Below are 23,233 nucleotides of genomic sequence, written 5' to 3'. Positions count from 1 at the left end.
TATCGAAAGATGCGGGCGGCCTTCGTTTTTCGGACTCTGCGAGTCTGCTACCTCACGGGCGGGCGAACAGGAGGGCGCGCTTGACCTCCTGGATGGCCTTGGTGACCTCGATGCCGCGGGGGCAGGCGTCGGTGCAGTTGAAGGTGGTGCGGCAGCGCCAGACGCCTTCGACGTCGTTGAGGATGTCGAGACGCTCGCGGGCGCCCTCGTCGCGGCTGTCGAAGATGAAGCGGTGGGCGTTCACGATCGCGGCCGGGCCGAAGTAGCTCCCGTCGCTCCAGTACACGGGGCAGGAGGTGGTGCAGCAGGCGCACAGGATGCACTTGGTGGTGTCATCGAAGCGGTGCCGGTCGGTCTGGGACTGGATGCGCTCGCGGGTCGGCGCGTTACCCGAGGTGATCAGGTACGGCTTCACCGCGCGGAACGCGTCGAAGAACGGCTCCATGTTCACCACGAGGTCCTTCTCCACGGGCAGGCCGCGGATCGGCTCGACGGTGACGGTGAGCTCCTTGCCGTTCTTGGGCAGCATGTCGCGCATCAGCACCTTGCACGCCAGCCGGTTCACACCGTTGATGCGCATGGCGTCCGAACCACAGACACCGTGCGCGCAGGAGCGCCGGAAGGTGAGCGTGCCGTCCAGGTAGGACTTGATGTAGATGAGCACGTTCAGGAAGCGGTCGGTCGGCAGGACCGGCACCTGGAACGAATCCCAGTGCGCGCCCTTGTCGTCCTCGGGGTTGAACCGGGCGACCTTGACCGTCACCATGGTCGACCCGTCGGGCACGGGGGCCGGCTTCTGCCCGGCCGGGGCTTCGGCTACAGCAGTCATCAGTACTTACGCTCCATCGGCTCGTAACGGGTCTGCACGACCGGCTTGAAGTCGAGCTGGATGTCGGCGATCAGCTCCGCCGGCTTGCCGGGCTCGACCTGCTTGTACGCCATGGTGTGGCGCATGAAGTTGACGTCGTCGCGGTCGGGGTAGTCCTCGCGGGCGTGGCCGCCGCGCGATTCCTTGCGGTTGAGCGCGCCCACGACGGTGACCTCGGCCAGCTCCAGCAGGAAGCCGAGTTCGACGGCCTCGAGCAGGTCGCTGTTGTAGCGCTTGCCCTTGTCCTGCACGGTGATGTGCTGGTAGCGCTCCTTGAGCGCGTGGATGTCGGTCAGCGCCGTCTTGAGGGTCTCCTCGGTGCGGAACACCGCGGCGTTGGCGTCCATGGTGACCTGCAGGTCGGTCCGGATGTCGGCGACCCGCTCGTTGCCGTGGTCGCTGAGCAGCAGCGCCAGCCAGTCCTGCACCATCTGCGCCGGGTTCTCCGGCAGCTCGACGAATTCGGTGCGGGCGGCGTACTCGGCGGCGGCGATACCCGAGCGGCGGCCGAACACGTTGATGTCCAGCAGCGAGTTGGTGCCCAGGCGATTCGAGCCGTGCACCGACACGCAGGCGCACTCACCGGCGGCGTACAGGCCGGGGACCACGTCGGTGTTGTTGCGCAGCACCTCACCGCGGATGCGGGTCGGGATACCACCCATCACGTAGTGACAGGTCGGCATGACCGGCACCGGCTCCTTCACCGGGTCCACCCCCAGGTAGGTGCGGGAGAACTCGGTGATGTCGGGCAGCTTCTCCTCGAGCACGTCCTCGCCGAGGTGGGTCACGTCGATGAAGACGTAGTCCTTGTTCGGGCCGCCACCGCGACCCTCGAGGACCTCCTTGACCATCGACCGGGCCACGATGTCGCGGGGCGCGAGGTCCTTGATGGTGGGGGCGTAGCGCTCCATGAAGCGCTCACCGGAAGCGTTGCGCAGGATGCCGCCCTCACCGCGGACGGCCTCGGAGATCAGGATGCCCAGGCCGGCCAGGCCCGTCGGATGGAACTGGTGGAACTCCATGTCCTCCAGCGGCAGTCCCTTGCGGAACACGATCGCCATACCGTCGCCGGTCAGCGTGTGCGCGTTGGAGGTGGTCTTGTACATGCGGCCGGAACCGCCGGTGGCGAAGATGATCGCCTTGGCGTGGAAGACGTGGATCTCACCGGTGGCCAGCTCGTAGGCGACCACACCGGTGGCGACCGAACCGCGGTCGGTCTCGCTCATCACCAGGTCGAGAACGTAGAACTCGTTGTAGAACTCCACGTCGTGCTTGACGCAGTTCTGGTAGAGCGTCTGCAGGATCATGTGGCCGGTGCGGTCGGCGGCGTAGCAGGCGCGGCGCACGGGCGCCTTGCCGTGGTCGCGGGTGTGACCGCCGAAACGACGCTGGTCGATCTTGCCCTCGGGCGTCCGGTTGAACGGCAGGCCCATCTTCTCCAGGTCCAGCACCGCGTCGATGGCCTCCTTGGCCATGATCTCCGCGGCGTCCTGGTCGACCAGGTAGTCACCACCCTTGACGGTGTCGAAGGTGTGCCATTCCCAGTTGTCTTCTTCGACGTTGGCCAGCGCGGCGCACATACCGCCCTGAGCCGCGCCGGTGTGGCTGCGGGTCGGGTACAGCTTGGTCAGCACGGCAGTGCGAGCCCGGGGGCCGGCCTCGATCGCCGCGCGCATCCCCGCGCCACCGGCACCGACGATGACCACGTCGTAGCGGTGTTCCTGAACCGGACGGGATTCACTCATCGCGGAGGCGTTCCTAACTGATGTTGGGGTCGAAGGTGAAGATGACGTAGGTGCCCACGCCCATGATCAGGATCATGGCGACGGCCAGCAGGGTCTTCAGCCAGAAGCGGGTGGAGTCCTTGCGGGAGTAGTCGTCGATGACCGTGCGCAGGCCGTTGCCACCGTGCAGCTGCGCCAGCCACAGCATGGCCAGATCCCAGCACTGCCAGAACGGGCTGGCCCAGCGGCCGGCCACGAAGCCGAAGTTCAGCCGCTTCACGCCGCCGTCGAGCATCAGCATGATCGTCATGTGGCCCAGCACCAGCACGATCAGTAGCAGGCCGGAGAAGCGCATGAACAGCCACGCGTACTTCTCGAAGTTGTTGCCGGAGGAACGGCGCGGGGTGCGCGGCGAGTCGAGGCTGGCGGGCCGGTCGTAGGACTTGCCGAGAACAGGTGCGGTCATATCAGTGCTCCGTCAGCAGGTAGAAGAACTGGCGGCCGACGCCGGCGGCGGAGACCAGAACCCAGATGGTGAGCACGATCCACAGCATCAGGCGCTGGTACTTGGGGCCCTTGGACCAGAAGTCCACCAGGATGACGCGGACGCCGTTGAGCGCGTGGAACAGCACGCAGACGACCAGGCCCATCTCCATGAGGGCCACGACCGGGTTCTTGTAGGTCTCGATGGCCCGGTCGTAGGTGTCCGGGCTGACCCGCACCAGAGCGGTGTCGAGTACGTGGACGAACAGGAAGAAGAAGATCGTGACACCGGTGATCCGGTGCATCGCCCAGGACCACATACCCGGGTCGCCGCGGTACAGGGTCTTCCGCTTCGGCTGGGCCGGAGCTTCCAGTGTGGTCGTCATAGAGTGCGGTGCCTCCAACGTCGTTGATGGACACGCCGGCGAGCCGGCAGTCGGATCCGGTCGCAGCTTCGGCATACGCCGAGCATGTGAATCTGGAGAAACACCAGCTCATCTCGGGCGCTGACATCCGGAGGCGGTGGCCGGCGGTGCGTTGCCAAACCTGGACCGATCTGTGGAGAACTCTAATCCCCGGCGATTCGCGGAACTAATTCGGCGTGCCGTGCGTTGAGCCTTCGAGCGGGGAGTTAGGTTTGCCTTGCCTGAATGTTCGACAGCGTCGCGATGCCATTTCTACGCTGTCATATCAACCATTCGAGCGGAGGACCGATATGCCGGAAATTGATTGGAATTCCCTGCGTCACAACGCATTTCGAGTAATGCGTAATGCGTATGCACCGTACTCCGGCTTTCCGGTCGGCGCCGCTGCTCTCACCGCCGGCGGTTCCATTGTGAGCGGTTGCAATGTGGAAAATGTCTCATACGGGCTCGGCGTCTGCGCCGAAACTGTACTCGTCGGTAACTTTTGCTCCTCCGGTGGCGGCCGTTTGCTGGCGATCGCGGTCTGTGATTCGCACGGGGAAATCCTGATGCCCTGCGGACGGTGCCGGCAGGTGCTCTACGAGCACGGCGGCCCGGAACTGCTCGTCGATCATCGCGACGGTCCGGTTCCGCTGGCGAGGTTGCTGCCGGACGCCTTCGGGCCCGACGATCTGGCCGCCGGCCGGAAATGATGTGAATTTCCGCACCCCGAACGGGATCTGGAAGGCTTTTCGCCATGACCCATACGGCGGTGTCGGTGATCGCGGCCAAGCGCGACGGTGCGGAACTCGACGACGAGCAGATCGACTGGGTGGTCGACGCGTTCACCCGTGGCGAGGTCGCCGACGAACAGATGTCGGCCCTGGCGATGGCGATCGTGCTGCGCGGCATGACCCGCCGCGAACTCGACCGGTGGACCGCCGCGATGATCGCCTCCGGCCGGCGGATGGATTTCACGGACCTGCCCCGGCCGACCGTCGACAAACACTCCACGGGTGGGGTCGGTGACAAGATCACCCTCCCGCTGGCGCCGCTCGTGGCCGCCTGTGGGGCGGCGGTTCCGCAGCTGTCGGGCCGCGGCCTGGGCCACACCGGCGGAACCCTGGACAAACTGGAGTCGATTCCGGGCTGGCGGGCCGATCTGGACCCCGCGCGGATGCGCTCGATCCTCACCGATCCGGAGATCGGCGCGGTGATCTGCGCGGCCGGGGCCGATCTGGCGCCGGCCGACAAGCGCTTGTACGCGCTGCGCGATGTGACCGGAACCGTGGAATCGGTTCCGCTGATCGCCAGTTCGATCATGAGCAAGAAGATCGCCGAGGGGACCGGCGCACTGGTCCTGGACGTGAAGGTCGGCAGCGGAGCGTTCATGAAGAACTTCCGCGATGCCACCGAATTGGCCACGGCCATGGTCGAATTGGGGACCGACTCCGGCGTGCGGACGGTCGCGCTGCTGACGGCGATGGACACTCCGCTCGGACATACGGCGGGTAATGCGCTCGAGGTCGCCGAAGCGGTGGAGGTGCTGGCCGGGGGCGGCCCGGCCGATGTCGTCGAACTGACGGTCGCCCTGGCGCGAGAAATGGTGACACAGGCCGGAATTCACGATGTCGACCCCGCCGATGCGCTGGCCGACGGCCGCGCGATGGATCGCTGGCGGGCGATGATCGCGGCGCAGGGCGGCGATCCCGATGCGTTACTGCCCCGGGCGCGGCACACCGAAACCCTGGTGGCGCAGGAGTCGGGTGTCCTCACCCGGCTGGATGCGATGGCGGTCGGCCTCGCCGCCTGGCGACTCGGCGCCGGCCGCGCTCGTCAGGGTGATCCCGTGCAATTCGGCGCGGGAGTCGAAATGCACTGCAAGCCGGGCGATTCGGTGACAGCCGGTAAGCCGCTGTTCACCCTGCATACCGACTCCGAAGCGGCCGTACCCGCGGCGATCGCGGCACTGCGGGCGGGATACGACATCGGGCCGGTTCCGCCGGTCGCGCATCCGCTGATCCTCGGCCGGATCGGGCTCTGAATACGAGAGTGACCTGTTTATTGTGCCAATAACCAACGGCACGTCGTTCAGGTTGCTATTCTGATCGCGCACGACCGCAGAATCCGGCTGGTAGGCACCGCCTGCGTGCGGACGGCATTCGATTGCCTAGCGAAGGACGTGTGCTCGTGGGTGCTGTCGCTCTCGGACTCATCTTCGTGTTCATCCTGGCCGCCGGCGGATTGCGGTCCGTCGAGGTCGGCTGCCAGAACACGCAGAAATTCCATCTGAAGAACATGTGGTTGTGCGCGGTGGTGTCCTACGCCGTCGCGCTGGCCGGATTCTCGGTCTTCCTCGTCATCTCGACCGTGGTCTCGCACTCGCCGTGGCCGACGTGGGCCGACGTGGAACAAATGCCCTGGTGGGCGCCGTTCGGCGGGCTGATCGGCGGTGTCGCGGTGCTCGGCATGATCACCGTGGCCAAATATGTCGGTGTCGCCACCTTCAATGCCGTGGTCATCGTGGCCGAAATGCTGGTCGCGCTGGTGATGGACGACGTGGGCGCGATGGGTTTCGCCGAACGGCACGCCACCCCGCCCCGGCTGCTGGCGGCCGCGCTGATCGCGGTCGCCGTCTATCTCATGGCCGGCGATGCCCGTGCGGCCGAGCCCAGGCCACCCGAATTCGTGCCGGCGCGGGAGGCGGCGCGATGACCGCCCGCACCACAGTCCGGCCTGCGACGCTCGGCCGCGGGGCGATGATTCTCGTCTTCGTCCTGATGCTCGTCGGCGGCGCCCTGCGCTCGGTCGAGGCCGGATGTCAGAACTCACTGAAACTCGCCCTGCACAACGTCTTTCTGTGCGGCGTGATCTCCTACGCGGTGGCGCTCGCCGGTGTCGGCGCGATATTCGCTGTGGCACTCGCGATTTCACCGCGGCAGCCGTGGCCGTCTCGGGCGGATCTGAAGGCGATGCCACGATGGGCCCCCTTCGGCGGGCTCACCGGCGGTGCCGCCATCTTCGCGATGATCACCGTGGCCTCCAGCGTGGGAGTGAGCACGTTCAATGCCCTGATCATCGCGGGCCAAATGCTGCTCGCCGTGGTCATGGACCACTTCGGTGTCATGGGTTTCCCGCGCCGGCCGGTCAGCGCGCAACGATTGGCGGGCTGTGCGCTGATCGTCGTGGGCGCCTATCTGATGGCGAAGTACTGAGCCCGCGTCCGGCTACGCGCCGGCGACCGTCGGGCAACGACAGCCCGGCGGTTGGATGCACACCGGGGCAAGTTGCCTGCGCGGGTCCGCGAATGCGGATAGCGTCGTTACATGACTGGACCGATGCCTTTGACTCTCGCCTCGATCCGCCAGGCCCCCAAGGCCGTGCTGCACGACCATCTCGACGGTGGCCTGCGTCCCGCGACCGTGCTCGAACTGGCCGAGGATTGCGGATATGACCAGCTACCCGCCACCGATGCGGAGGCGCTGGCGCACTGGTTCCGCGAAGCGGCCGACAGCGGATCGCTCGAGCGCTACCTCGAGACCTTCGCCCACACGGTGGCGGTGATGCAGACGCCGGAGGGGCTGCGGCGAGTGGCCCGCGAATGCGCGCTGGATCTGGCCGCCGACGGCGTGGTGTACGCCGAGGTCCGCTTCGCGCCCGAACAGCATCTCGAACGGGACCTCACCCTCGACGAGGTCGTCGAGCACACCCTGGCCGGGTTCCACGAGGGGGAGCGGCTGGCCGCCGAAGCCGGCACCCCCATCCGGGTGACCTGCCTGCTCACCGCCATGCGGCACGCCGCCCGCTCCCGCGAGATCGCCGAACTGACGGTGCGCTTCCGGGACCGCGGCGTCGGCGGATTCGACATCGCCGGCGCCGAGGCGGGATATCCGCCCTCGCGGCATCTGGACGCCTTCGAATACATGCGGGCCAATTGCGCGCAGTTCACCATTCACGCCGGGGAGGCGTTCGGACTGCCGTCGATCCACGAGGCCCTGGCGTTCTGCGGTTGCGATCGGCTCGGGCACGGGGTGCGGATCACCGACGACATCTTCGACAGCGACGGCGCCGAACCCACCCTCGGGCTGGTCGCCAATTATGTGCGCGACAAACGGATTCCGCTCGAGTTGTGCCCCTCGTCGAATGTGCAGACCGGTGCGGTCCCGGCTCTGGACAAGCATCCGTTCGACCTGCTGGCCCGGTTGCGGTTCCGGGTCACGGTCAATACCGACAACCGGCTCATGAGCGATACCGACATGAGCCGCGAAATGCTGAAGCTGGTGGAAACCTTCGGTTACGGCTGGAGCGATCTGGAACGGTTCACCATCAACGCCATGAAGTCGGCGTTCATCCCGTTCCCGGACCGGCTGCGCATCATCGACGAGGTGATCAAACCCGGTTACGCCGTGCTGATCGGATGACCGCGCTGTCTCCGGGATGACGACTGCGCCTCGGGAGCCGGCTAGCCCTTCTCCAGCCGGTTCTCGAAGGCCTGCTCCAGGGCCCGCCAGCTCTCGGCCTCGGCGGTGAACGGCGGACTCGGCGCCAGCCGGGTCGGGTCCGGCTCCAGCAGATAGGAGACGTACCAGCCCAGCGGCGTCGACTTCGCCAGCGCCTGCTCGACCGAGTCGTCGCCGACGTAATCGGCTGCGTCGGTGAACAATTCGACCGCCAGATCGAGCTGATCGATGTCGACCGACTTGGGGCCCTGCCCCAGATCGTCGGCCAGACCCGGCAGCACGTAGACGTTCTCCTCGGTGACCTCGACCTCGAGTGATCCGTCGACCGCCGCCGTGCGGACCTCACCGTAGGTGCTGACCCGCGCCAGATCGTGGTCGTGATCGTCGGCCAGATAGCGGGCCAGCGCGCGTTCGGAGGGGAAGACGGTGATGGTGCCGTTGGCGCCCAGGAACACCGGCTCGTCGTCCAGATAGCAACGCAGGGTGAAGAATTCGCCCTCGGAGGTGACGATCTTGACCGGGTCGATGCCGACCTCGTGCCAGAAGGTCTCCTCTTCGTCCTCGTCGTCTTCCTCGTCGGTGTCCTCGTCCTCGTCGAGGTCGACCGGTTCGATGTCGTCGTCGTCGGTGTCGGCGGCGTCCTCGGCATCGACGACGTTCTCCTCGGCGGCCAGCAGTTCCGCCTCGGCCACGGCCAGCGCTTCGGCATCGACCTCGGGCGAGGCCACCACCGAATCGATGGCGTCCACGACCTGATCCCAGTCCTTGGCGATCGCGTTGCCGACCTGATCCCACAGCTGTTCGCCGTCGCGGCCCACGAACGCGGTCACACCCGCCGGCAGTGCGCCGAGGACGGGGTGCGAGCCGAAGAACTTGGTGACCACCTCGAGTTCGCACACCTCGCCGATGGTGCGGACCATCTCGAGGGTCTCTTCCAGTTCGGCGATGGTCTCCGGGTCGGGTTCACCGGCCGCGAGCTCCGGGACGCCGACCAGATCGAAGACGTGCTCCTCCTGCGGCTCCAGCTCGGCGGCGGACAAACCGACGACGACCTTCCAGGACGGATGGTCCACCAGATCGTTGTCGTCGTTGGTCCGGATGAACGCGGCGAGCTCCGCGGGGGAGTCGAATCCGTAGAGCTCGTCCTCGTGACCGAGGAATGCCTCCCACTCGTCGTCACCGTCTCGCCAGCGCGGTGCCCACAGGGTGACCAGATCGCCGTCGGTGAGACCGAGCTCGATCGGGACGATGTCTCCAGAAGCCATGACCGGAAGCCTATCGAGCCGTTGCCTTCGGCACTATTCGGCCCGCCCCCCAACGTTTCCCGATTCGGGTGCGGTGAAGGCGGAATTCAGGGTGGCGACCACCTCGGAGCGCTGCTCTCCCGCATTCTGCGCAGCTTGCTGGCACGCCCAGATGATCAACTGGCCCACTTCGGCCGGGGAATGCGAGGTGACGGCCTCGGACAGATCCAGCCCCACCAGGGCGCCGTCGCTGTCGACCTCGACGCTCACCGAACCGTCCTCGGCGGTGAAACGACCGCGCACGTTCTTGAGGTTGTAGAGCGCGGCCTCGAGGGCCTCGAGTTTATTCGTCGCCGCGGCGACGAGGGCATCCATTTCCGCGCTCACAGTGCGTCCTTTCCGGCAGCGCTCATACGGGCCTCATCCAGCTGGTGGGTCCGGTGTCCTCGTCGTCCATGCGGTCGAGTTCGTCGACGGCTTCCTGACGAGTGGGCAGGCCCAGTTTGTCCAGGATCTCGGTGGGCATGCCGGATTCGGCGAGCAGTTCGCGCCGGCGGGCCTTGGCGACGATCGCCGACCGCTTGGTCAGCCGCAGAATCTCCGCGGCCAAAGCCTGTGCGCCGTAACGGTATTCGCTGCGCTCGAATTTGATCTCCACCGGAATGCCCTGATCGGTGGCCCGCACGCTGATGGTGCCGGCGCGATTGGTGCTGGCGGCGACCGTGACGCTCGGGATCTGCTGCTGCGGCTGGCTCATGACGTCGGCCTGTAGAACCCGTGGAACGCCATTCCCATGTTCTCCGTTCGAATCGAGTCGATCTGCACCGGATCACCGGCCTCGACCATCTGTCCGTTACCGACGACCATCGCGACGTGACCGTCCCAGATGGCCAGATCGCCCGGCATGACATCGCCCGGGCTCACCGGTGTCGCCCCGGCGCTCTGATCGCAGGCGAGGCGGGGCAGGTCGACGCCGGCCTCGCCGTAGGCCCACTTGGTCAGGCCGCTGCAGTCGAGCCCGGACCCGGGGGTGTTACCGCCCCAGACGTACGGCGTGCCGCAGGCGCTGATCGCCGCCTTGACCGCGGTGGCGGCCTTCTGATTGGGCGCCTCGACCTGGCTGCCGTCGGGCAGGGTGATCATGACGCCGCCGTGGCGGCCGGGCTTGTCGGCGCCGGACTGCTGAGCTCCGGGGGTTTTCGTCGCACCCGAGCTCGACCGCGACTGCGTCGCCGCCGAGGCCGGGCTGGTCATGCTGCTCATCATCGAACCGCCGCTCGACACCAGCCCGCCGAGCAGTGAACTGGCCGTCTGCGCGCCGGTGCTCAGCGCGGGCGCGGCGACCGAGGCCGCGGCCACCGGGGTACCCGACATGGACGGCGTCGGCGGGGGTGGGGTCAGCTCGGTCATCGAGGTGGTGTGCGTGTCGAGGTCCGACCGCACCCGGCCGACCACATTCAGGGCCTGGCCGAAATGGTCGATCGCCGAGTTGACCACGGTGATCAGTCCCGGAGGAGTCGTCAGCGCGGGCCCCAGCGCCGTCACCGACTGCACGAACGACTGGACGATTCCGTCGAGTTCCTTCTGGCCCGTCTGCACCGTGGCGGCGGCCTGGCTGACCACATCGGCCATATCGTTGCCACGATCCGACATCGTGGCCGCCGAGGTCTGCACCTTGAGCGCCTTGTCCATCGCGGCGTCGCCACCACCGCCGTTCCAGGCGTTGGTCATCTGATTGATGCTCGCGCTGCCGGCCTGGTGGATTCCGTCGAGGTGGGTGGACACCTGGCGCAGTGCGTCCGCCGGGCCGCCGGCCGGCAGCACACCGGAGCCGAAGCTGGTGAGCAGATCGATGAGTGGTTGGGCGAGTGCGTCGAGATCGATGACGCCCGTCATCCGATCGGGCCTTCCGCGGCGCGCAGTGCGGCGGCGTGGGCGGCGTCGGTTTCGGAGTAGGCGGCGGCGGCGCCTGTCGTGGCGGCCCCCAGACTGCCCATCACCGCGGACAATTCGCCGATCCCCGCGACGTGCCCGGCATGGGCCGCGGCATAGGCGGCGACGAAATCGCCCCCCACCAGTCCGAAGATCGGGCCGAGCAGGAGCGGGTCGGCGCCGGCGGCACCCGCCGCGGCAACACCCATTTCACCGGCCAGTCCCGCGGCTGTGGCACCGTAGGCGGCGACGCCCTCGGTGTCGACCGAGATCTTGTGCATCAACATCCCCCATCGTGCTGGTCTGGTGGCAGATTACGTCATCCGAGTAGTTCGACGCATGCCCCTGCGCAACGGTTCCCACTTTCGAACCCCGACAGACCTTATCGTTCCCTCATGCGTACGCATATCGTGGAACACCCGCTGACGGCCACCCTCCTGACGGCCATGCGCGATGCCCGCACGTCCAACGCGGGATTCCGGGCGGCACTGGCCGATCTGACCGGATTCCTCGTCTACGAAGCACTGCGGGAAGCCCCGACGCACACCTTCGACATCGACACCCCGGTCGCGCCGACCAGGGGCACCCGGCTCGCGAAACCACCTCTGCTCGTTCCGGTGTTGCGCGCCGGGCTCGGCATGGTCGACGCCGCCAGTGCGCTGATTCCGGAATCCCGCGTGGGTTTCGTCGGCGTGGCGCGCGACGAGCAGACCCATCGTCCGGTGCCGTACATGGAATCGCTGCCCGCGGATCTGTCGGGCCTACCCGTCTTCGTCCTCGATCCGATGCTGGCCACCGGCGGATCCATGCGCCACACCCTGGAACTGCTGTGCGCCCGCAACGCCACCGACATCACCGCCGTCTGCGTCGTCGCCGCCCCGGAAGGTATTGCGGCGCTGGAGAAGTCGGGCCTGCCGGTGCGATTGGTGACCGCCGCGGTCGACTCCGGACTCAATGCCGACGCCTTCATCGTGCCGGGGCTGGGTGATGCCGGGGACCGGCAATTCGGTCCGCGTCACGATTGAGGTCGCCCGCCGCTGGGCAGCGCAACGATGGTGCGTGCGCGGGCCACCGAACCGGCGTGACAGCCCGAAGCTCAGCGGCTCACAGATTTTCGCAGAAGTCACGCAGCGCCGAGAGCCGATCTGCTGCAACCGCTTTCGATCGAGCCAGCGCGTCGCGGCCGGGGACCGGTTCGACGACCTCCAGATAGCATTTGAGCTTCGGCTCGGTACCCGAGGGACGGACGACGACGCGCTGCCCTTCGCCCTCGAAGACCAGGGCGTCGGTCCGCATCGGGCCGCGAACCGTCGACAGATCCGTGCAGGTGACGGGGACGCCCGCGATCACCTCGGGCGGCGTATCGCGCAGACGGGCAACGGCTTGCGCGGCGGCCGTTGGATCGGCCAGTCGCAGTGACACCTGGTCGCCGGCGTGCAGGCCGAACTCCACGGCATAGTCGTCGAGGACGTCGAGCAGCGAACGCCCCTGCTCCCGCAGGCGGCCGGTGAGGTCGGCGGCGGCGACGGCGGCGGTGATGCCGTCCTTGTCGCGCACGGCGCCCGGGTCGACGCAGTGACCGATGGCCTCCTCGTAGGCGTATACGAGGCCCGCACCGGCGCGGGCGAGCCACTTGAAGCCCGTCAGTGTTTCGGCGTAGCGGGCGCCGCGTGCGGGCGCGAGCTTCCCGAGCAGCCGGGACGACACGACGGTGGTCGCGACCAAAGAGTCGGGCGGAGCAGCGCGCAACACGTAATCGGCCAGCAGCACGCCGGTTTCGTCCCCGCGCAGCATGCGCCAACCCTGCGGGCCGGGTACCGCGAGCGCGCATCGATCGGCATCGGGATCGAGTGCGACGGCGAGATCGGCGCCGACCTTCTCCGCGAGGGCGAGCAGCAGATCCGCGGCGCCGGGCTCCTCCGGATTCGGGAATGCCACGGTCGGGAAGTCCGGATCGGGGGTGAATTGTTCGTCGACCACATGGACGTCCCGGAACCCGGCGGCCGCCAGCGCTGCCACCGCCGTCTCGCCGCCGACCCCGTGCATGGGCGTCAACGCGATCCGGATATCGGGGCGGGGTGTGGTCATTCGTTCCCCGGCAACGGGTTCCGCGTCAGGATCGACCGGTTCGAGAGTGCCACCGGGCTCGCGCGGCTGACCGGCCCGGCGCACCTCGCCGTCGTGCCGCGCCTCGCGTTTCTCGCCCACGATGTGGTGGTCCGCACCGAGCGGTATCGTTCGCGCGCCGCCGATCGTCTCGGGCACGGCGGCGGCTCGCGTCAGGTAGCGGCGAACGAGTTCCTCGCCGAGGTCGGCGCGGGCTGCATCGGCGGGCAGCGACAGGATCGACGGCGAGGGGGCGCCGGTCGAAGGATCGGTGCGCGCGATCGGTTCGGTGACCGCATCGATGCGGCGTTCGATCTCGGTGTCGGCAGGCGGAATCAGCTGCGAACCGCCGTCCAGATAGAGCTTGTAACCGTTGTCCGTGGCGGGGTTGTGGGACGCGGTGATCTGTACGCCGGCCACCGCTCCCAGCTCCCGCACCGCGAACGCCACGATCGGTGTCGGCAGTGGGCGCGGCAGCAACAGCACCGAAAAGCCTTCTGCGGCAAACACTTCCGCGGTGACGGTGGCGAATTCCGCGGAGCCGTGCCGGGCGTCGCGGCCGACGACCACCAGACCGCCGCCCAGGCAGCGGTCCCGAAGCCACGCCGCCACACCGGCACTCGCGCGCGCCACCGTGCCGACGTTCATCCCGTCCGGCCCGTCCCGCAGGGGGCCGCGCAGACCTGCCGTTCCGAATCGCAACATGGCGCCCGCCTACAACCGTTCCAGCACACCGCGCAGCAGTTTGCCCAATCTCGGTGCGGCGGCCTGCCCTTCGGCGAGCACTTCCTGATGCGACAGCGGCGCGCCGGTCACGCCCGCGGCCAGATTGGTCACCAGCGAGATGCCCAGCAGTCGCAGGCCCAGCGAGCGTGCCGCGATCGCCTCCAGCACGGTCGACATGCCGACCAGATCGGCGCCCATGCCGCCCAGCATGCGGATCTCGGCGGGTGTCTCGTACTGCGGACCGTTGAGGCCCGCGTAGACGCCCTCGGTCAGCGAGGGGTCGATTTCCCTTGCCAGCGTGCGTAATTCGGGGTCCCACGCGTCGACCATGTTCACGAACGCGGCGCCGGTGAGGGGGGTGCGCCCGGTGAGATTGAGGTGGTCGTTGATCAGTACCGGCTCGCCCACCCGCAGGCCCGGACGGATCCCGCCTGCGGCGTTGGTGAGGACCACCGTCTCCGCACCCGCCGCGGCCGCCGCGTGGACCGCGTGCACCACCCGGTGCGGTTCGTAGCCCTCGTAGAGGTGCTGGCGGCCCATCATCAGCAGCACAGGCACCTCGCCGACCTGCACCGAATGCACGATGCCCTGATGTCCCTGAGCTGTCGGCGGTTCGAAGCCGGGCAGTTCGGTCATCGGAATCGACGCCCGCGGCGCTCCGATCTCGGTGGCGGCGGACTGCCAGCCGGATCCGAGTACCACCGCGACCCGATGACGCGTGACTCCCGTACGTGTGGCGATCGCCTCGGCGGCCTGTTCGGCAAGCATGCGCCCACGATAGTGCGCCGACGGGCCGGTTGTGCGCGGCGCGGGCCGGACACGGGTGCCGCGGCCGGGCGCGGTCGCCGGGGCGAGGGCAGGATGGTGCCGTGCGTGAACTCGTAGTCCTCGGGACGGCCAGTCAGGTGCCGACCCGCCGGCGCAATCACAACGGATATCTGTTGCGCTGGGACGGTGACGGCCTGCTGTTCGATCCCGGGGAGGGGACGCAGCGGCAGATGCTGTTCGCGGGGGTTTCGGCGAGTGGCATCACCCGGATCGGGCTGACCCATTTCCACGGCGATCACTGCCTCGGCCTGCCCGGGGTGCTGGCGCGGCTCAATCTGGACCAGGTCACCCATCCGGTCGACATCTGCTTCCCGGGATCGGGCGCGGATCTGCTCACACATCTGCGCGGCGTGGTGCCCGACTTTCCCGGTCTGCGCGAGCATCCGATCGATGCGGACGGCCCGGTGCCGCTGCCGGACGCGCCGTTCATCTTCGAGGCGGTGCGGCTGTCGCATCGCATCGACACCTTCGGCTATCGGCTCGTCGAACCCGACAGCTATCGGATCCTGCCGGAGCGCCTCGCCGAATTCGGCCTGGCGGGTCCGATGGTCGGGACGTTGCAGCGCGAAGGCGCGGTCCGGCTGCCCGACGGTCGCAGGGTCACCGTGGACGAGGTGTCGGTTCCGCGGCCCGGGCAACGCTTCGCCTTCGTGATGGACACCCGAATGTGTTCGGGCGTAGCGGAATTGGCCGAAGGCGCCGATATGCTCGTCATCGAGGCGACCTTCCTGGAGGCCGAGGCGCAACTGGCCGACGATTTCGGTCACCTCACCGCCGGGCAGGCGGCACGCGTGGCGGCGGAGGCAGGCGTGCGAACGCTCGTGCTCACCCATTTCTCGCAGCGCTACGGCGATCTGGCGGGGCACCGGGCCGAGGCGCAGCGGTATTTCGACGGGGACCTGGTGATCGCCGAGGACCTGATGCGGGTGCCGCTCCCGCCGCGTCGGTGACCGGTGCACCAGCGGTGATCACAACTCGCCGGTAACTTGGCCGGGGGGTGTGATGCGGGCGTTCATTCGGAGCTGCATATTCTCTGCGTATGCCGTACTTGGACCGTGACGGGGACGTATTCGTGCTCTACCTCGGCAACGAGGGTCAGACCGACAGCGAGAACCGCTTCCATCCCGACTGGATCGACGCCATCCACGCGAAACTGGACGAGGTCGAGGCCGCCGAAGGGCCGGCGGCGCTGGTCACGGTGGCCACCGGAAAATTCTTCAGCAACGGCCTGGACACCGACTGGCTGTTCGGCAACATGGACAGGATGCACTGGTACCTGGACCGGGTGCACACCGTCTTCAGCCGGCTGCTGGCCTTCGAAATGCCGACCGTCGCCGCGCTGAACGGGCACGCCTTCGGTGCGGGCGCCATGCTGGCCACCTCGCACGACTTCCGGGTGATGCGCTCGGATCGCGGGTACTGGTGCCTGCCCGAGGTCCATCTGGGAATGCCGTTCACGGTGGCGATGAACGCGCTCGTCACCGAGCGGCTGACCAATCAGGTGGCGCTCGAGGCGATGACCACCGGCCGCCGCTACAGCGCCGCCGACGCGATCGCCGCGGGCATCGTCGACGAGGCGGCCGAGGCCGACGGTGTGCTGGCCGCGGCGGTCGCGCGCGCCGCGGCACTGACCGGCAACCGCAAGCCGAATCTGCCGGTTATCAAGCGTGCGCTGCACGGACGGGCGCTCGCGGGCCTGAATACCCCCACGACACCGGAAAATCTCGCCTTCGGCTCCTGAACACCGGATGATCACCGCGTGGCGCACAGTGCGAGACTGTGTGCCATGCCACGCAGCGGGGATGAACGCAGCTGGAGTCGCACGGACCGGTCGGCGCACCGGGCCGCGGCATCCGGCCGCGCCCCCGCCGGCGACCCCCGGGCCGCCGCCGATGATCTCCGTGCCGGCGATGCCGACGCCTCGGTGGACCCGGCGGATCCGGCCCTGCTCGCCGCCGCCGATGCCGCGGTCACAGCGGCCGAATCGGAACTGATCGCCCTCTCGCATTCCATCCACGCCGAACCCGAGCTGGCATTCGCCGAGCACCGCAGCGTGGCCAAGACGCTGGCCCCGCTGCGCGAGCGCGGTTTCGCGATCGAGAGGCCGGTCGCGGACCTGGACACCGCCTTCGTCGCCACCTTCGGCAGCGGCGAGCTGGTGGTGGGCATCTGCGCCGAATACGACGCGCTGCCCGAGATCGGTCACGCCTGCGGCCACAACATCATCGCCGCGGCCGCGGTGGGCGCGGGGCTGGCGCTGGCCGAGGTGGCCGATCGGTGCGGTCTGACCGTGAAGGTGTTCGGCACGCCGGCCGAGGAGAGCGGCGGCGGCAAGGTGCTGATGCTCGAGCGCGGCGTCTTCGACGGGGTCGCGATGGCCCTGATGGTGCATCCGGGTCCGCTGGACATCGTGGGCGCGCGGTCGCTGGCCCTGGCCGATCTGTCGGTGTCCTTCCACGGTCGCGAAGCCCATGCCAGCGCCGCGCCGGAGTACGGCCGCAACGCCGGGGACGCCGCCACCGTCTCGCAGGTCGCGCTGGGTCTGCTCCGTCAGCATCTGCGCCCGGGCCAGCAACTCCACGGTATAGTCGAGTCGGGCGGTGTTGCCCCGAATATCGTGCCCGGCCATGCGGAACTGTTGTATTACCTGCGGGCAGACGATTCCGCATCCCTCGACGATCTGCTGCAGCGCGCCTCGGCCTGCTTCGAGGCGGGAGCGCTGGCAACCGGATGCACCCATGAAATCCGGGCGCTGGCGCCCACATATACCGAGCTCACGCCGGATTCCGCACTACTGTGTGCTTACCGCGAGCAGATCATCGGTATGGGTCGCATGCCGCTCGCGCCGGAACTCGAGGCAGCACGGCCCCTGGGCAGTACCGACATGGGCAATGTCACCAACGTCATTCCCGGCATCCACCCGGTTATCGGCATCGAGGCCAACGGCGCGGTGACACACCAGCGGGAGTTCGCCGCGGCCTGTGTGACGCCGTCGGCCGATCTCGCGGTGACCGACGGGGCGCGGGCACTGGCCCGTACCGCAATCCAGGTTGCGGGCGATCAACTACACAGGGACAGGTTGTCGGAGCGCAGTATTCAGCGACAGGAGGAAATTCGGTGAGCACGATCGGCCGGTCATCACCGGCGGGCCGCGAGGGAGATGCCGCGGCGGCTCGCGGCGACGCGGGTTCCGCTCTGCAGAGCAAGGCGGTAGGCCCGGAGGCCGGAACCTGTCGGCACACCGGACTCGCGACCGGACGGCAGGCGGAGATCGCGGCCGGACAGGCCGCGGTCGAGGGGTGGCTGAGCGAACACGGTGACGATCTGATCGGCTGGCGCCGCCACATCCACGCCAATCCGGAACTGTCCCGCGCCGAGCACGGCACCACCGAATTCGTCGAATCCTGGCTGGTCAAAGCCGGTCTGGAACCGCGCAAACTGCCCACCGGCACCGGTCTGATCTGCGATATCGGCCCGGCCGGGCCGCGCCTGGCACTACGCGCCGATATGGATGCGCTGCCGCTGCAGGAGTACACCGGGCGGCCGTTCGCCTCGACCGTTCCCGGCGTCTCCCACGCCTGTGGTCACGACGCGCACACCTCGATCCTGCTCGGTACCGCCCTGGCCCTCACCGAGATGGGCGATCTTCCGGTCGGCGTCCGGCTGGTCTTCCAGCACGCCGAGGAGGTCATGCCCGGCGGTGCCATCGATATGGTCGCCGCCGGTGCGATGGACGACGTCTCGCGCGTCTTCGCGCTGCACTGCGATCCCCGGCTCGAGGTCGGGCGGATCGGGGTGCGGGTCGGCGCCATCACCTCCGCCGCCGACACCGTGGAACTGGTGCTGGACTCGCCGGGCGGACACACCTCCCGGCCGCATCTCACCAGCGATCTGGTCTACGCCATCGGCACCGTCATCACCGGCCTGCCGGGACTGCTGAGCCGCCGCATCGATCCGCGGACCAGCACGGTGATGGTGTGGGGTGCGGTGTCGGCGGGTAAGGCGCCCAATGCGATTCCGCAGACCGGCATGCTGACCGGGACCGTGCGCACCGGTGACCACACCACTTGGTCGCTGCTCGAGCCGATGGTCCGCGAGATCGTCGACGGGCTGCTCGCCCCGACCGGGGTGCGGTATCAGCTGAACTACAAGCGTGGCGTGCCGCCGGTGGTCAACGACGAATTCTCCACCCGGATGTTCGAGGACGCGATTCTCGGTCTGGGCCCGGACGCGCTGTCGGATACTCCGCAGTCCGGCGGTGGCGAGGACTTCTCCTGGTACCTCGAGGAGGTTCCGGGCGCCATGGCGCGGCTGGGCGTGTGGTCGGGCGAGGGCCCGCAACTGGACATCCACCAGCCGACCTTCGACATCGACGAGCGCGCGCTGGCGGCCGGCGTGCGCGTGATGACCAATCTGGTCCTGCAGGCACGCTGAACGGACGGCCCGTCGGGTGGCGAACCCGGCGGGCTGTTCGGCTCCGTCCCGGCTACATCGAGCCGAAGGTTCCCGGACCCACGTTGCGGCTGTTGCGGGTGCGCAGCGCGTGGACGTAATCGGCCGGAGCCCCGGCCTTTTCGGCCGCGTCGGCGATCACCCCGATGTAGCGGGCGGAGGGCAGCCCGCCCTCGTAGGCGTCCAGCACGTACAGCCACGCCAGCACCGGCTGCGTACCCGTCCCCGAATTGGGCGAGACCCGGAGCCGAATCTTCTTGTGGATACCGAAATCCGAACCCTCCCACCGGTCGAGACTCTGCTCGTCCTCGGCGGAGACGTCGTACAGCACGACGAACACCCGGGAGCCCGGATCCTCGACCACCGTCGCGAGCGGGCCTTCCCAGCCGATGTCGTCGCCGGCGAAGGTCAGGCGCCACCCTTCCAACCAGCCCGTTCCGTAGACGGGGGAGTGCGGACAGCGCTTGAGCATCTGCTCCGGGTCCATATTGGATCCGTAGGCGGCGTATATCGGCACCTGGCAAGAGTATCGAATGTAGGGACTGCTTGTTTCGATCCGGCCGGGTTCGGGCCGTGCCTGTCTCCGGCGGGGCGGGCGGATGTCCGGAGAATTACCGGTAGGTGACACGCGCAACGTCACCCATGACGCGGTCAAAACGATGAGGAGCAGGACCGATAACGTTGACGACAGGTGCCGGAGATCCCGGCCGCACGGCTCGATAGCGGAGGTACACATGGCCCGCATTGCAATCATCGGGGGCGGCCCCGCCGGCTACGAGGCGGCGTTGGTGGCAGCTCAGCACGGAGCCACGGTCACCGTGATCGACTCCGACGGTATCGGTGGCGCATGCGTGCTGTGGGACTGCGTCCCGTCCAAGACCTTCATCGCTTCGACCGGTGTGCGCACCGATCTGCGGCGCGCGCGTGATCTGGGCATCACGCTGCACGTGGCGCAGGCGCAGGTGCGGCTGTCGGAGGTGAACTCCCGGGTGAAGGCGCTGGCGCAGGCGCAGTCGTCCGACATCCGCTCCAAACTGCAGGCCGCCGGGGTCACCATCCTCAACGGCCGCGGTCAGCTGATCGACCAGATCGCCGGTCTGGCCACACATCTGGTGCGCGCGACGCTCGCCGACGGCACCGAACGGGTGATGGAGGCCGAGATCGTCCTGATCGCCACCGGGGCCAGCCCGCGGGTGCTGCGCGGCGCCGAACCCGACGGGGAACGCATCCTCACCTGGCGTCAGCTCTACGATCTGAAGGAACTGCCGGAAACGCTCGTCGTCGTCGGCTCCGGTGTCACCGGCGCGGAATTCGTCTCCGCGTACACCGAGATGGGCGTGAAGGTGAAATTGGTCTCCAGCCGCGACCGGATGATGCCGGGGGAGGACGCCGACGCCGCGCTGGTCCTCGAGGACGCCCTGGCCGAACGCGGGGTGGAGCTCGTCAAACAGGCCCGTGCCGACGCCGTCGAGCGGACCGCGGACGGGATCGTGGTCAAACTGTCGGACGGACGAACGGTCACCGGCTCCCACGCGTTGATGACGGTGGGTTCCACGCCCAACACCCAGGATCTGGGCCTCGAGCGCATCGGCATCGAACTCGACCGCGGCGGTTATCTGCGCGTCGACCGCGTCTCGCGGACGGCGGCGACCGGGATCTATGCCGCCGGTGACTGCACCGGGCTGCTGCCGCTGGCCTCGGTGGCGGCGATGCAGGGCCGGATCGCGATGTATCACGCGCTCGGCGAGGGAGTGCAGCCGATCCGGTTGAAGACCGTCGCCTCCGCGGTGTTCACCCGGCCCGAGATCGCCACGGTCGGTGTCAGCCAGACCGCGATCGACAACGGTGAGGTGCCCGCGCGCACGGTGATGCTGCCGCTCAACACCAATCCGCGCGCCAAGATGTCGGGCCTGCGCCGCGGCTTCGTGAAGATCTTCTGCCGACCGGCCACCGGTGTGGTGATCGGTGGCGTCGTGGTCGCGCCGATCGCCTCCGAACTCATCCTGCCGATCGCGATCGCGGTCCAGAACAATCTGACGGTGAACGACCTGGCCCAGACGTTCTCGGTGTACCCGTCGCTGTCGGGATCGGTCACCGAGGCGGCGCGGCAGTTGATGCGTCATGACGATCTGGACTAGTGGGCGGCTGCTGTTTCAAATGTGCTGCCCCGCTTGATCTTTTGCCGGCCTGAGTGCGGCTTCCCACAGTCGGGTAGCACCGGTTGCCTGAAACTTGTTCGTATGGTTCACTTCCGGCAGAGATGTCAGTGGTGGGCGGTTGGCAGGTTCACGTGGCGGGGGGAATGCAATCTTTCCCGGGCCGGGAATCCGCGAGCGGCTCGCGGACCGCAGCAGGGTGCGGGCCGGACATCGATGAGGGACCAATGGAGACGGCCCCGTCGAGCGGCGTTCGTCGGTCGATGGCACTGGCCGAGCTCGGGAAAGGGATTGCGAGACAGTGAAACATCGTAAGCCGAGTCGGGCGCAGCGAGCGATGGCCACGACGTCGTTGCCACTGGCCACCGCGGCCGCCGTGGCGACCATCCTCGCGTCGGGTACGGCGAGTGCCGCGCCGGCCGATCAGCCGAGCGTGCCGACCACTCCGGCGCAGCCGGGCGCCACCAACGAGGCACCCGCGCAGGACAACAACAACGGCCAGGGTCAGAACGCGCCGGGCACGCAGGAGAACGCTCCGCAGACCGGCACTCAGCAGAACGGGCCGCAGCAGAACAACAACCAGCAGAACGGGACCCAGCAGAACGGGCCCCAGCGCAACGGCAACCCGCAGCCGGGCGTCACCACCCCCAATCAGCCGGGTGTGACGACTCCGAACCAGCCGGGCGTCACCACCCCGCAGCCGGGTGTCACGACCCCCAACCAGAACACGCCGAAGCCGGACCAGAACCTGGCCTCGCCGACGCAGCCGGGTGTGACCACCCCGCGTGTCGCGCCGCTGCCGGTGCCCGGTCAGGGTGGCCAGGTGCAGCCGGCCGTCGTTCCGGACCAGCCCACCCCCAACGGTCAGGCCGACCAGCTGAAGCCGGGGCAGCAGTCACCGGATCAGACCGTCGGCACTCCGAACAAGCCGCAGTCGCAGAACGGCGGCAACGCGGACACGCTGCGTAGCCAGCAGGGCAATTCGACCCCGTCGCAGCAGGCGCAGTGGACCTCGCCGAGCCTGCAGGCCGCACCGGCCGCACCGGTCGTCCAGATGAACGGCCCACACACCGAGGTCGGAGCCAACGTCGACGGCGGCGGGCTGCTGCCGGGCTACGTGGCCAACACCCACCACTTCAGCAACCTCGACGGATATGTCGGCACGGTGGGTTACAGCACTCCGAACGGGGTGGGCGACGCGGGTGTGTCGGTGGAGTTCGTCGAGGCGAACAAGATCAAGATCACCTCGTACACCCACGCCACCGGCTTCGACGATCTGAAGTCCGAGAACTACGTCGACACCACCGAGGCCAATGCGGCCAAGGCCGCCGTCGAGGGCTGGATCAAGCAGCAGCCGGGTGGCGCCGCGGCACTGGATGCGGCCGCTCAGATTGGTAGACTCCCGCAGGGTGATTTCGCTCCGCAAACGGTGAATGTCGCTGGTGCGACCACACAGTGGGGTGGCACGGTCCAGTACTGATACAGACTGAATCGACGCGTGGGGCGGTCGTTCGCGACCGCCCCACGCGTGTGTCTCGGGGAAGGAACGGGTGATGGCCTCCGGCGACGATCAGGACCGGGACGAAGGCGAGTCGGGATTCGGCCCGCCGGTTTCCGGATTCGGACCACCGCTGAACGATTTCGGGCCGCCGACGGGTGAAACGGGTGCGATCGGCTGGGCACCGGTCGGGGAACCGGAACGCCCCACATTGGGCTGGCAGCCCGCCGACGCCCCCGCGACGCCGTCCGTCCCGCCGCCGCCCCCGCAATACCGCGCGCCGGATTCGACCGCGGCGCCGGAAACCGTGCGCCCTCCGGCACCGGAGGCGCCGCGCGCGGCCGACACCACG

The 23,233-nt window shown here is 68.2% G+C and carries 24 protein-coding genes and 1 pseudogene; 13 read left to right on the top strand and 12 right to left on the bottom strand.

From position 1 onward, the window contains the following. Positions 1-52: 52 nt before the first annotated feature. The 4 genes from NK1_RS09975 to sdhC are packed head-to-tail and all read right to left on the bottom strand — an operon-like array spanning position 53 to position 3,461. Positions 53-829 carry a succinate dehydrogenase iron-sulfur subunit gene (locus NK1_RS09975; protein WP_036498394.1) on the bottom strand — a complete coding sequence of 259 codons (777 nt, stop codon included), beginning with the start codon at positions 827-829 and terminating at the stop codon, positions 53-55. Then, complete coding sequence (sdhA, locus tag NK1_RS09970) at positions 829-2,613, bottom strand: succinate dehydrogenase flavoprotein subunit (RefSeq protein WP_063008252.1); 1,785 nt, start codon at positions 2,611-2,613, stop codon at positions 829-831. The genes NK1_RS09975 and sdhA overlap by 1 nt, the downstream gene beginning before the upstream one ends. A 13-nt stretch (positions 2,614-2,626) precedes the next feature. Next, complete coding sequence (locus NK1_RS09965; protein ID WP_030513572.1) at positions 2,627-3,058, bottom strand: succinate dehydrogenase hydrophobic membrane anchor subunit; 432 nt, start codon at positions 3,056-3,058, stop codon at positions 2,627-2,629. A 1-nt stretch (position 3,059) separates the two neighbouring features. Continuing rightward, positions 3,060-3,461, bottom strand: coding sequence for a succinate dehydrogenase, cytochrome b556 subunit (gene sdhC, locus NK1_RS09960; protein WP_051024341.1), 402 nt, complete (start codon positions 3,459-3,461; stop codon positions 3,060-3,062). Positions 3,462-3,790: 329 nt separating this feature from the next. On the opposite strand from sdhC, the gene NK1_RS09955 reads away from it, so the two are divergent. From NK1_RS09955 to NK1_RS09935, 5 genes are all read left to right on the top strand, one after another. After that, positions 3,791-4,192: a cytidine deaminase gene (locus NK1_RS09955; protein ID WP_063008251.1), complete on the top strand. Its 402-nt coding sequence runs from the start codon at positions 3,791-3,793 to the stop codon at positions 4,190-4,192. A 44-nt stretch (positions 4,193-4,236) separates the two neighbouring features. Beyond that, entirely contained in the window at positions 4,237-5,523 is a 1,287-nt protein-coding gene (locus tag NK1_RS09950) for a thymidine phosphorylase (RefSeq protein WP_063008250.1), read from the top strand. A 146-nt stretch (positions 5,524-5,669) separates the two neighbouring features. After that, positions 5,670-6,194, top strand: a complete 525-nt coding sequence (locus NK1_RS09945) for a DMT family transporter (protein WP_167354244.1) — start codon at positions 5,670-5,672, stop codon at positions 6,192-6,194. Then, positions 6,191-6,694 (top strand): DMT family transporter, encoded by a 504-nt coding sequence (locus NK1_RS09940; protein WP_084460740.1) that lies wholly within the window; start codon positions 6,191-6,193, stop codon positions 6,692-6,694. The genes NK1_RS09945 and NK1_RS09940 overlap by 4 nt, the downstream gene beginning before the upstream one ends. A 111-nt stretch (positions 6,695-6,805) precedes the next feature. Then, positions 6,806-7,900, top strand: a complete 1,095-nt coding sequence (locus NK1_RS09935; protein ID WP_036498398.1) for an adenosine deaminase — start codon at positions 6,806-6,808, stop codon at positions 7,898-7,900. Positions 7,901-7,941: 41 nt separating this feature from the next. Here the strand turns inward: NK1_RS09935 and NK1_RS09930 are convergent, their stop codons facing one another. The 5 genes from NK1_RS09930 to NK1_RS09910 are packed head-to-tail and all read right to left on the bottom strand — an operon-like array spanning position 7,942 to position 11,396. Beyond that, positions 7,942-9,204 carry a SatS C-terminal domain-containing protein gene (locus tag NK1_RS09930; protein ID WP_063008247.1) on the bottom strand — a complete coding sequence of 421 codons (1,263 nt, stop codon included), beginning with the start codon at positions 9,202-9,204 and terminating at the stop codon, positions 7,942-7,944. 33 nt (positions 9,205-9,237) lie between these two features. Next, positions 9,238-9,570 carry a YbaB/EbfC family nucleoid-associated protein gene (locus NK1_RS09925; RefSeq protein WP_030513580.1) on the bottom strand — a complete coding sequence of 111 codons (333 nt, stop codon included), beginning with the start codon at positions 9,568-9,570 and terminating at the stop codon, positions 9,238-9,240. A 22-nt stretch (positions 9,571-9,592) separates the two neighbouring features. Then, positions 9,593-9,940: a hypothetical protein gene (locus tag NK1_RS09920; RefSeq protein WP_036498400.1), complete on the bottom strand. Its 348-nt coding sequence runs from the start codon at positions 9,938-9,940 to the stop codon at positions 9,593-9,595. Further along, on the bottom strand, positions 9,937-11,079 hold the full coding sequence (locus tag NK1_RS09915; RefSeq protein ID WP_063008246.1) for an NlpC/P60 family protein: 1,143 nt from the start codon (positions 11,077-11,079) through the stop codon (positions 9,937-9,939). The genes NK1_RS09920 and NK1_RS09915 overlap by 4 nt, the downstream gene beginning before the upstream one ends. Beyond that, on the bottom strand, positions 11,076-11,396 hold the full coding sequence (locus tag NK1_RS09910; RefSeq protein WP_063008331.1) for a type VII secretion target: 321 nt from the start codon (positions 11,394-11,396) through the stop codon (positions 11,076-11,078). The genes NK1_RS09915 and NK1_RS09910 overlap by 4 nt, the downstream gene beginning before the upstream one ends. A 114-nt stretch (positions 11,397-11,510) precedes the next feature. Here NK1_RS09910 and upp point away from each other — a divergent pair, with 114 nt between their 5' ends. Then, a complete protein-coding gene (upp, locus tag NK1_RS09905) occupies positions 11,511-12,140 on the top strand; it encodes a uracil phosphoribosyltransferase (RefSeq protein WP_036498402.1) in 630 nt (209 codons plus the stop codon). A gap of 79 nt (positions 12,141-12,219) precedes the next feature. On the opposite strand, the gene NK1_RS09900 is transcribed toward upp, so the two are convergent. Continuing rightward, positions 12,220-13,926 carry a phospho-sugar mutase gene (locus tag NK1_RS09900; protein ID WP_063008245.1) on the bottom strand — a complete coding sequence of 569 codons (1,707 nt, stop codon included), beginning with the start codon at positions 13,924-13,926 and terminating at the stop codon, positions 12,220-12,222. A 9-nt stretch (positions 13,927-13,935) separates the two neighbouring features. After that, on the bottom strand, positions 13,936-14,715 hold the full coding sequence (locus tag NK1_RS09895) for a purine-nucleoside phosphorylase (protein ID WP_063008244.1): 780 nt from the start codon (positions 14,713-14,715) through the stop codon (positions 13,936-13,938). A gap of 101 nt (positions 14,716-14,816) precedes the next feature. Here NK1_RS09895 and NK1_RS09890 point away from each other — a divergent pair, with 101 nt between their 5' ends. From NK1_RS09890 to NK1_RS09875, 4 genes are all read left to right on the top strand, one after another. Beyond that, on the top strand, positions 14,817-15,725 hold the full coding sequence (locus tag NK1_RS09890) for a ribonuclease Z (RefSeq protein ID WP_063008243.1): 909 nt from the start codon (positions 14,817-14,819) through the stop codon (positions 15,723-15,725). 89 nt (positions 15,726-15,814) lie between these two features. Continuing rightward, entirely contained in the window at positions 15,815-16,516 is a 702-nt protein-coding gene (locus NK1_RS09885) for an enoyl-CoA hydratase-related protein (RefSeq protein WP_036498405.1), read from the top strand. Positions 16,517-16,720: 204 nt separating this feature from the next. Continuing rightward, positions 16,721-17,896, top strand: a complete 1,176-nt coding sequence (locus tag NK1_RS09880; protein ID WP_063008330.1) for a M20 family metallopeptidase — start codon at positions 16,721-16,723, stop codon at positions 17,894-17,896. 149 nt (positions 17,897-18,045) lie between these two features. Beyond that, on the top strand, positions 18,046-19,209 hold the full coding sequence (locus NK1_RS09875; RefSeq protein WP_063008329.1) for a M20 family metallopeptidase: 1,164 nt from the start codon (positions 18,046-18,048) through the stop codon (positions 19,207-19,209). A 52-nt stretch (positions 19,210-19,261) separates the two neighbouring features. Here the strand turns inward: NK1_RS09875 and NK1_RS09870 are convergent, their stop codons facing one another. Beyond that, a complete protein-coding gene (locus NK1_RS09870) occupies positions 19,262-19,744 on the bottom strand; it encodes a gamma-glutamylcyclotransferase family protein (protein ID WP_039776727.1) in 483 nt (160 codons plus the stop codon). A gap of 82 nt (positions 19,745-19,826) precedes the next feature. Between NK1_RS09870 and NK1_RS09865 the strand changes: the two genes are divergently transcribed. The 3 genes and pseudogenes from NK1_RS09865 to NK1_RS09855 all read left to right on the top strand — a co-directional run. Next, complete coding sequence (locus NK1_RS09865; RefSeq protein ID WP_369689808.1) at positions 19,827-21,365, top strand: NAD(P)H-quinone dehydrogenase; 1,539 nt, start codon at positions 19,827-19,829, stop codon at positions 21,363-21,365. A 355-nt stretch (positions 21,366-21,720) separates the two neighbouring features. Then, positions 21,721-22,863: a hypothetical protein gene (locus NK1_RS09860; RefSeq protein WP_245660415.1), complete on the top strand. Its 1,143-nt coding sequence runs from the start codon at positions 21,721-21,723 to the stop codon at positions 22,861-22,863. A gap of 73 nt (positions 22,864-22,936) precedes the next feature. Continuing rightward, positions 22,937-23,233: pseudogene (locus NK1_RS09855) on the top strand (hypothetical protein); the annotation flags it as partial.

It is taken from the genome of Nocardia kruczakiae NBRC 101016, from assembly GCF_001612965.1.
Classification (GTDB): Bacteria; Actinomycetota; Actinomycetes; order Mycobacteriales; family Mycobacteriaceae; genus Nocardia; species Nocardia kruczakiae.
The sequence above is the reverse complement of the archived record's forward strand: the minus strand, read 5'-3'. Positions and strand labels throughout refer to the sequence as shown.

Bases quoted from the DNA above. Each gene is read 5' to 3' on its own strand.
- NK1_RS09975 (WP_036498394.1), bottom strand. From the start codon at position 829: ATGACTGCTGTAGCCGAAGCCCCGGCCGGGCAGAAGCCGGCCCCCGTG.
- sdhA (WP_063008252.1), bottom strand. From the start codon at position 2,613: ATGAGTGAATCCCGTCCGGTTCAGGAACACCGCTACGACGTGGTCATC.
- NK1_RS09965 (WP_030513572.1), bottom strand. From the start codon at position 3,058: ATGACCGCACCTGTTCTCGGCAAGTCCTACGACCGGCCCGCCAGCCTC.
- sdhC (WP_051024341.1), bottom strand. From the start codon at position 3,461: ATGACGACCACACTGGAAGCTCCGGCCCAGCCGAAGCGGAAGACCCTG.
- NK1_RS09955 (WP_063008251.1), top strand. From the start codon at position 3,791: ATGCCGGAAATTGATTGGAATTCCCTGCGTCACAACGCATTTCGAGTA.
- NK1_RS09950 (WP_063008250.1), top strand. From the start codon at position 4,237: ATGACCCATACGGCGGTGTCGGTGATCGCGGCCAAGCGCGACGGTGCG.
- NK1_RS09940 (WP_084460740.1), top strand. From the start codon at position 6,191: ATGACCGCCCGCACCACAGTCCGGCCTGCGACGCTCGGCCGCGGGGCG.
- NK1_RS09935 (WP_036498398.1), top strand. From the start codon at position 6,806: ATGACTGGACCGATGCCTTTGACTCTCGCCTCGATCCGCCAGGCCCCC.
- NK1_RS09930 (WP_063008247.1), bottom strand. From the start codon at position 9,204: ATGGCTTCTGGAGACATCGTCCCGATCGAGCTCGGTCTCACCGACGGC.
- NK1_RS09920 (WP_036498400.1), bottom strand. From the start codon at position 9,940: ATGAGCCAGCCGCAGCAGCAGATCCCGAGCGTCACGGTCGCCGCCAGC.
- NK1_RS09915 (WP_063008246.1), bottom strand. From the start codon at position 11,079: ATGACGGGCGTCATCGATCTCGACGCACTCGCCCAACCACTCATCGAT.
- NK1_RS09910 (WP_063008331.1), bottom strand. From the start codon at position 11,396: ATGCACAAGATCTCGGTCGACACCGAGGGCGTCGCCGCCTACGGTGCC.
- upp (WP_036498402.1), top strand. From the start codon at position 11,511: ATGCGTACGCATATCGTGGAACACCCGCTGACGGCCACCCTCCTGACG.
- NK1_RS09900 (WP_063008245.1), bottom strand. From the start codon at position 13,926: ATGTTGCGATTCGGAACGGCAGGTCTGCGCGGCCCCCTGCGGGACGGG.
- NK1_RS09895 (WP_063008244.1), bottom strand. From the start codon at position 14,715: ATGCTTGCCGAACAGGCCGCCGAGGCGATCGCCACACGTACGGGAGTC.
- NK1_RS09885 (WP_036498405.1), top strand. From the start codon at position 15,815: ATGCCGTACTTGGACCGTGACGGGGACGTATTCGTGCTCTACCTCGGC.
- NK1_RS09865 (WP_369689808.1), top strand. From the start codon at position 19,827: ATGTCCGGAGAATTACCGGTAGGTGACACGCGCAACGTCACCCATGAC.
- NK1_RS09860 (WP_245660415.1), top strand. From the start codon at position 21,721: ATGGCCACGACGTCGTTGCCACTGGCCACCGCGGCCGCCGTGGCGACC.